The organism is Acinetobacter lwoffii (assembly GCF_024129715.1).
Taxonomy (GTDB): domain Bacteria; phylum Pseudomonadota; class Gammaproteobacteria; order Pseudomonadales; family Moraxellaceae; genus Acinetobacter; species Acinetobacter lwoffii_U.
The window spans coordinates 1-5,109 of record NZ_JAMXXM010000049.1; the positions used below are offsets into that span (position 1 = coordinate 1).

The 5,109-nt window shown below is 37.5% G+C and carries 7 protein-coding genes; 4 read left to right on the plus strand and 3 right to left on the minus strand.

All coding sequences use genetic code 11. The annotated features are described in order from the left end of the window. Nucleotides 1–82: 82 nt before the first annotated feature. Together NI462_RS15180 and NI462_RS14680 are read right to left on the minus strand one after the other, a co-directional pair. A complete protein-coding gene (locus NI462_RS15180; protein ID WP_253114811.1) occupies nt 83–640 on the minus strand; it encodes a TetR/AcrR family transcriptional regulator in 558 nt (185 codons plus the stop codon). Further along, complete coding sequence (locus NI462_RS14680; RefSeq protein WP_253114809.1) at nt 641–985, minus strand: DMT family transporter; 345 nt, start codon at nt 983–985, stop codon at nt 641–643. It abuts the gene before it with no gap. A gap of 832 nt (nt 986–1,817) precedes the next feature. On the opposite strand from NI462_RS14680, the gene repM reads away from it, so the two are divergent. Together repM and NI462_RS14690 are read left to right on the plus strand one after the other, a co-directional pair. Then, nucleotides 1,818–2,747: a replication initiation protein RepM gene (gene repM, locus NI462_RS14685; protein ID WP_004871874.1), complete on the plus strand. Its 930-nt coding sequence runs from the start codon at nt 1,818–1,820 to the stop codon at nt 2,745–2,747. Next, nucleotides 2,744–3,040, plus strand: coding sequence for a hypothetical protein (locus NI462_RS14690; protein ID WP_005265043.1), 297 nt, complete (start codon nt 2,744–2,746; stop codon nt 3,038–3,040). The genes repM and NI462_RS14690 overlap by 4 nt, the downstream gene beginning before the upstream one ends. Here the strand turns inward: NI462_RS14690 and NI462_RS14695 are convergent. Beyond that, the gene (locus NI462_RS14695; RefSeq protein ID WP_004871868.1) at nt 3,037–3,321 is read right to left on the minus strand and encodes a DUF8583 domain-containing protein; all 285 of its coding nucleotides are present in this window, start codon (nt 3,319–3,321) and stop codon (nt 3,037–3,039) included. The genes NI462_RS14690 and NI462_RS14695 overlap by 4 nt on opposite strands. A gap of 186 nt (nt 3,322–3,507) precedes the next feature. Here NI462_RS14695 and mobQ point away from each other — a divergent pair, with 186 nt between their 5' ends. Then, a complete protein-coding gene (mobQ, locus tag NI462_RS14700; protein ID WP_005265044.1) occupies nt 3,508–4,479 on the plus strand; it encodes a MobQ family relaxase in 972 nt (323 codons plus the stop codon). Next, entirely contained in the window at nt 4,476–4,973 is a 498-nt protein-coding gene (locus tag NI462_RS14705) for a hypothetical protein (protein ID WP_253161204.1), read from the plus strand. The genes mobQ and NI462_RS14705 overlap by 4 nt, the downstream gene beginning before the upstream one ends. The last annotated feature ends 136 nt before the right edge of the window (nt 4,974–5,109 follow it).

Genomic DNA, 5,109 nt, shown 5'->3' on the forward strand with positions numbered 1-5,109 from the left:
AGCAAGCGCAAAATTGCCCGACTTTGAAACATGGCTTTAGCCATCTTTCAAAGCATCGAGCTGAAATTTCGCATAAGAGATTTTATGTTAAATAGGTTCGATTAAGCAGATCGTCTTCTAATTTTGAACATTGCTCATCATCAATGACTCCGGTAATACTTTGTAGCCACAACCCATCTGCTGCTAAACGAAGTAACTCTAAATCAGGATGACTATCCGTTTCTGCATGTTGAGATAATCTATTTTTTAGCCATTCCATCCAAATTTTATTAAAAGTTGGCTCTGTGATTAAAGTCATTGATACAGCTGACCATGCAGAAACAAAATCATTTATTTGATGAATAAATGAGCTATGAATATAAGCTCGTGTAAATTTACCATACTCGCTTTCATCTCGTTTCATTAGATATTCAATAGTTTGATCTACCTCAAAAATTACTTGATTAAACATTTCTTCTATTAAAATTTCTTTATTAGGGAAGTGATGAAACACCCCCCCTTTTGTGATGCCTACGGCTGTTGCAATATTTTGAATAGAAACATTAGAAATACCTTTTTGTGAAATGAGAATAGCTGTTTGTTCAAGAATCCGCTTGCGAATAAGTTCCGGTTGTTTTTTCGGCTGTTGTATTTTTTTCACTTAATGACCTGTAGATTGAGAGAATAGATTAATAACAACAACTCCAGAAACTATTAGAGCAATACCAATCATAGCTGGAGTATCTAAAGCCTGTTTAAATAAAACGTGGCTAACAATAGCGGTCAGAACAATACCTACTCCTGCCCATATTGCATATGCAATACCCAAAGGAATCGTCTTAATAACGTGTGATAGTAGATAGAACGCTAGACTGAATAGAACTAGGACCATAATACTTGGAAATAGTTTTGAGAAACCTTCTGATTTAACTAAAAAAGTACTACCTATAACTTCCGAAATTATAGCTAATCCTAATAAGCTATAGGCTAAGTAAAGAGCATTCACATCGACACCTTTATGTATAACATACCATTCGATTGGTATGTTATACATAAAATAATTTTGTGCAATATATTTATAGATGCTCTATTAGTTTTTCTAAAATTAACATAATACGCCTTATACGAAATGCGTTATAATTTATTTTGAAATTCAAATACTTATTTCAAAGTTTATAGCCCAAACATCACTGTTTGGGCTTTTTTTATGATTTTTCACGTTCCACGCCTATTATTTAAGCAATGTTTCACAACTTTGATTAGCTCCAGTAAATAATTAAAACCTAGATAATAAGAACCGAGCGAGTGTCTACGAGCGATTGAGCATCATCAAAATTTCGCCCTCGCCTTTTCTCTGATTACAAGCTCCCTTTCGATTTTAAACGGTAGGTACAGAGCATCCCGAATGGGTGCGAACTTTGGAGCTTTTGCTTTTCAAAAAGTATGAGCGAAGCGAATACATTACAAATGCTTTTGCTTTTAGATTTCACAACAGGATTAACTAAAAACTGCCCCACGAAGCGAGGAACGAGCTTCAATAGAGTACGAGCTTTAGCGAGTACATAGGGCAGTTTTAAGCACTCCCCTCTCGAAAGGCTTTTAATTATTTTTAAAGCTTTTAATGCTTTTAGACAGGTTGAAACCCTTGTGTAGTAAGTGTTACAGACTATATAAACGGACATTTGCTCTTGTATAAACGGACATTTGCTCTTGTATAAACGGACATTTGCTCTTGTATAAACGGACATTTGCTCTTAATTAAAAGACATTATAAATATTGACCTTAAAAAGATATTAGATTACATTGTCCTTTAATTAGATAATAATAAGTTCTTCTTATGAAAAATAGTTTAGTCGTGAAAGATAATGCTCTAATAAATGCCAGTTACAACCTAGAGCTAACGGAACAACGTTTGATCATGCTAGCTATCATTAATGCTAGAGAATCGGGACAAGGAATCACTGCGGATAGTAAACTGGAAATACATGCTAGTGACTACGCCAAGCTATTCAATGTATCTGCCGATGCGTCATATAAAGCTTTGAGAGAAGCTGTAAATAATCTGTTTAATCGTCAATTTAGTTATACAGCCGAATATAAAAAAACAGGCAAAGTCGGCATTGTTCGATCTCGCTGGGTAAGCCGTATATTTTATGTAGATGACCTAGCATTGTTAGAAATTACTTTTGCTCCTGATGTAGTGCCTTTAATCACACGATTGGAAGAACACTTTACAAAATATGAAGCTAAACAAGTTGCTCACCTAACCAGTAAATACGCCACTAGGCTTTATGAATTGCTGATTGCTTGGCGTGAAGTTGGAAAAGTTCCACAACTAGAACTTAGTGAGTTTAGAAACAGATTAGGTCTTGTTGATAGTGAATACACCGCCATGAGTGACTTTAAAAAGCGTGTGCTTGAACCATCAATTAAACAAATTAATGAGCATACTGATATTACTGTAACGTATGAACAGCATAAAAAAGGACGGATCATTTCAGGTTTTTCTTTCAAATTTAAGCAAAAACAACAGCCAAAAGTTGAAGCAAAAAGAGATCCAAACACGCCTGATTTTTTTATAAAAATGACCGATGCACAACGCCATTTATTTGCGAATAAAATGTCAGAAATGCCTGAAATGGGGAAATATTCACAAGGTACAGAAAGCTACCAACAATTTGCTATTCGTATCGCTGATATGCTTTTAGAGCCTGAAAAATTCAGAGAGCTTTATCCAATTTTAGAAAAATCAGGATTTCAGCCATGATTAAATTAAATAACCTATCAACCGATCTAAAGCATGTGACCGTTGAATACCTCGACATCGTAAATTATGAAATTGCGAGGGAAAATATATGCGGTTATATCTTCCTATTATCCCGACTATCCAAAAATGCCAAACCCACCGAAAAAATGCAGATGGAAAGCAAAATACAGGACTTAATTTACTATCGGGATCATTTGCAGATAGAGGACAAAGACAATATTCAAAAGGTCTTAAACACGCTCATTCCCGAGTATCAAGCCGAACAGAATAACCAAACAGCTAAGAAAAATTAGGCTTCAATGTCGGGCAAATCAAAAAGCTGTCGATCTCTATTTTCTGTTAAATATTCGTTGAGTTCAGCGAGTATTTTTTCTTTATTGGCTTCATTTGCCTGCATTTTCTTAATCAAGTAAGAACCGAGCAAAATTTTACGCCGAGTATCATCCTTGCGCTCCTGTTCTTTCTTTTTGGTACGTTCTCTTGCTTCAATAGCCTGTTTCTGTGCTTTTAACTGTTTCAGCTTCTCTAACTGGGCTTCAATTTTCTTTTCGATATTTTCAGCAGATTTAGTCATAACGGTTAATTTCGGAATATAGAAAACCACTCAAGCATAAGACCCTATGAATTGAAATTCAAGCGGGTAATATGCTATCGTGTTTTTCATGAAATGCGCACTTACGACTTGGATTTCATCCAAGTCAAAGTTTGCGTAAGGGGAATCCCCTTAACCCCAAAAGCAAAAGCACCCCAAGGCGACTGCATGGCAATTTATCATTGTTCCACTAAAACGGTGAACCGAAGTTCGGGGCGAACTGCGGTTGCATCATCTGCATATCGTGCAGGGGAAAAACTAGAAGATGAACGCACAGGACTGACCCATGACTTTACGAGAAAAGACGGTGTCGCCCATTCTGAAATTCTGTCTAATTTAGATATTGAAATTGACCGTGGTGAACTTTGGAACTTGGCAGAAAAAACCGAAAACCGTAAAGATGCCCGAACCGCTAGAGAATGGGTCATTGCCCTACCTGATGAATTAGACGCTGATCAACGTAAGGACTTGGCAAAAGACTTTGCCAGGTCCTTAGTTGATCGCTATGGAGTGATCGCAGATTTAGCCATCCATGAACCCAGCAAAGGCGGTAATGATAAGAATCATCACGCCCATATCATGCTTACCACCCGAAAAGCCGAATTGGACACGGACAATAAACTCACCCTGACCACCAAAACCGATATCGAACTCAGCAACGCCAAACGAAAAAGCCTTGGCATGGGGACAACCCAAGAAGATATTAAGCAAATTCGAGAAACTTGGGCAGACTTAGCCAATAAAGCATTGGAACGTGCAGGCTACCGAGAAAAAATAGACCATCGTAGCTATGCCGATCAGAACAACGGACTACAAGCCACCATCCATGAAGGCACCAAAGTCACACAATTACGCAGACAAGGCATAGACACTGAAATCAGCCGTTTTAATGACAACGTCAAACAGCAAAATAGCCAACAGCTTCACCAACAGAAACAGCAAAAAGAGAGCGTTTTACAGCGTGGTTTAAGCCGTGTCGATCAAGGTTTTGATCAATGGCAGAAGAACCAAGAAACCAAACGTCTAGAACTGGAACGCCAAGCGGAAATGAAGCGACAGCAAGAATTAGATAAACAACGAGCCGAGCAAGCACTCCGCAAGGCATCTCAAAAACTAGGTAGAGGCGGAATGTCATTATGAGTAATCAAAATGATCTAGATGACCAGTTATATATTTTATTGGCATCCATGAAGGAATATAGAGAGGCCATAGCAGACGATAACAAGCGATTAGAGAAGTTTTACAACCATGTCGCTAGCGGAGTGCTAGACAAGGCTGAAAAATCGCTAGAAAACGCAAATAAGAAGCATACAGGCGCATTAAACAACAGTATTCAGGCATTAAACGAAGCTACACACAGGCTCAACTTAAAACTTATCATTATTTTTGCCAGCACGTTTGTTGCTGTGATGATGGTGTTCATTTTGGCTATCTTTTTATACATACCAAGCAAAGACGAAATTGATGAACGTAGAGCAGATATGGCTGTACTAAAAAAATATCCGCTACAAATTCGAGAAAGTGATGGTGAAACATTGGTGAGAATAATGAGGAAAAATTGCTACTCGTTTGAACCGAGTAGTGTCAAAGAAAAAACGTATGACTGGTGTCAGATCGACCCTAAAAAATACTAGTTGATCGGTACTTTGCTTGGTTTTTCTCATTACAAATCAAATTACAGCAAGCGCAAAATTGCCCGACTTTGAAACATGGCTTTAGCCATCTTTCAAAGCATCGAGCTGAAATTTCGCATAAGAGATTTTATGTTAA